This is a genomic window from Streptomyces sp. NPDC054956 (assembly GCF_053609185.1).
This window is the reverse complement of sequence record NZ_JBSGXB010000584.1, coordinates 1-2,021: the sequence shown is the minus strand read 5'-3', so window position 1 is coordinate 2,021 and position 2,021 is coordinate 1. Positions and strand designations below refer to the sequence as shown.

The 2,021-nt window shown below is 72.0% G+C and carries 3 protein-coding genes; 2 read left to right on the top strand and 1 reads right to left on the bottom strand.

What is annotated here, in order from left to right; genetic code table 11:
* Positions 1 to 23: 23 nt before the first annotated feature.
* The gene (locus ACWGDE_RS38485; RefSeq protein WP_453393737.1) at positions 24 to 413 is read right to left on the bottom strand and encodes an RNA-binding S4 domain-containing protein; all 390 of its coding nucleotides are present in this window, start codon (positions 411 to 413) and stop codon (positions 24 to 26) included.
* Positions 414 to 547: 134 nt separating this feature from the next.
* On the opposite strand from ACWGDE_RS38485, the gene ACWGDE_RS38480 reads away from it, so the two are divergent.
* Both ACWGDE_RS38480 and modA read left to right on the top strand, forming a co-directional pair.
* The gene (locus ACWGDE_RS38480; RefSeq protein WP_453393736.1) at positions 548 to 943 is read left to right on the top strand and encodes a TOBE domain-containing protein; all 396 of its coding nucleotides are present in this window, start codon (positions 548 to 550) and stop codon (positions 941 to 943) included.
* A gap of 201 nt (positions 944 to 1,144) precedes the next feature.
* Positions 1,145 to 1,966 (top strand): molybdate ABC transporter substrate-binding protein, encoded by an 822-nt coding sequence (gene modA / locus ACWGDE_RS38475; RefSeq protein WP_453393735.1) that lies wholly within the window; start codon positions 1,145 to 1,147, stop codon positions 1,964 to 1,966.
* Positions 1,967 to 2,021: the final 55 nt, after the last annotated feature.

Below are 2,021 nucleotides of genomic sequence, written 5' to 3'. Positions count from 1 at the left end.
GGACCGCCCCGACGGTTCCCGCGCTAGCGGTTCCCGCGCAGGGTTTCGATCTCCCGGCGTTCGCGCTTCGTCGGGCGGCCCGCGCCGCGGTCGCGGATGCCGACCACCGCCGCCTCCACCGGGGTCGGCGGCGGCGGGCTGTTGTCGATCAGGCATGCGGCGGCGACCGGAGGCCCGACCCGCTTGGTCACCGGACGCTGGACCACCACGATGCGCTCCCGCCCGGCATGGAACAGGCGCACCTCGTCCCCTGCGCGCACCGATTGCGCGGGCTTCGCCCGCTCCCCGTTGACCCGGACGTGGCCCGCACGGCAGGCCGCGGCCGCGATCGCCCGCGTCTTGGTGAGCCGGACCGACCAGATCCACACGTCGACCCGCGCCGACCCCGCACCCGCGGTTCCCTCTTCAGCCATGCCACAACATTAGCGATCCGGACCGGCCGATCCGGAATCGATTTTGGCGTTTACGACAAGAGGCATGGCATCTGCCATGTACATCATCCCAACAGAATTGCAAATGCGGGGCACCTGCCCCTACCTTGTCGCACATGCAGTCCTACACCATCGGTCAGGCGGCACGCCTGCTGGGCGTCAGCCCGGACACCGCACGCCGCTGGGCCGACGCCGGCCGGGTTTCGACCCATCGGGACGAGAGCGGCCGCCGCCTGATCGACGGCCGCGCCCTGGCCGCCTTCTCCATCGAGGTGGGCCAGGGGGCCCACGCCGAGGACGGGGAGACCTACACCTCGGCCCGCAACGCCTTCCCGGGGATCGTCACCGCCGTGAAGCTCGGCGACGTCGCCGCCCAGGTCGAGATCCAGGCGGGTCCCCACCGCCTGGTCTCCCTGCTCACCCGCGAAGCCGTGGACGAGCTCGGGCTGGAGGTCGGCATGCAGGCCACCGCCCGCGTGAAGTCCACCAGCGTGCACATCGACCGCGCCTGAATCCGTACCCCGGAACCGGCGCCCCGCACTCGCCCCACCGCACGGCACCCGGCCTGCCGCCGTAGTCCTGCCCAGTAGTCCTGCCCCCAGTACTTCCGCTCAGCACCACGCGCCCCAGCCCGCTCCGCCCGTCACCGGCGCGGGTCACCACCGCGGACCCGGCACCGGCCGGCCGCCGACCCGACCGAGGAGCACACGCTCATGTCCCCGATCCCGCACCTGAACCGCCGCCGCAACGCCGCCCTCGCGCTGACCGCCGCCCTGCTCGTGCCGGCGCTCGCCGCCTGCGGCAGCGGTGACGACAAGAAGAAGGACGCCGACGCCGCCCCGAGCGCCTCCGCGTCGGCCCGGCCCAAGGCCGCGGAGCTGACGGTGCTCGCCGCGTCCTCGCTCACCGACGTGTTCAAGACCGCCGGTGCCGCCTACGAGAAGGCACACCCGGGCACGACGGTGAAGTTCTCCTTCGCCGGTTCGCAGGAGCTCGCCGCCCAGGTCAAGCAGGGCGCCCCGGCCGACGCGCTGGTCACCGCCGACACCAAGACCATGGACGGCCTCAAGGCCGAGGCGAACGACCCGGCGATCATCGCCAAGAACCGCCTGGTCATCGCGACCGGCAAGGGCAACCCGTTCAAGGTCGCCGGGCTCAAGGACCTCGCCGACACCAAGATCAAGGTCGTGCTGGCCGCGCCCGAGGTCCCCGTCGGCCGCTACAGCAAGCAGATCCTCGACGCGCAGAAGATCGAGGTCAAGCCGGTCTCCCAGGAGCCGAACGTCCGCGCCGTGCTGAGCAAGGTCGAGCTGGGCGAGGCCGACGCCGGCCTGGTCTACAAGACCGACACCATCAAGTCCGGTGACAAGGTCGTCGTCGTGGACATCCCGGACGCCGAGAACGCCGTGGCCTCCTACCCGGCCGCCTCGCTCAAGGGCTCCAAGAACTCCGAGGCCGCTGCCGCGTTCGTGGCGTGGCTGAGCACCCCGGAGGCGCAGAAGATCCTCCAGGACGCGGGCTTCCAGAAGCCGTGACCGGCCCGATGTCGCGGTGATGTGGCGGGGCTGCCCGGTCCGGGGGGGCGGGCCC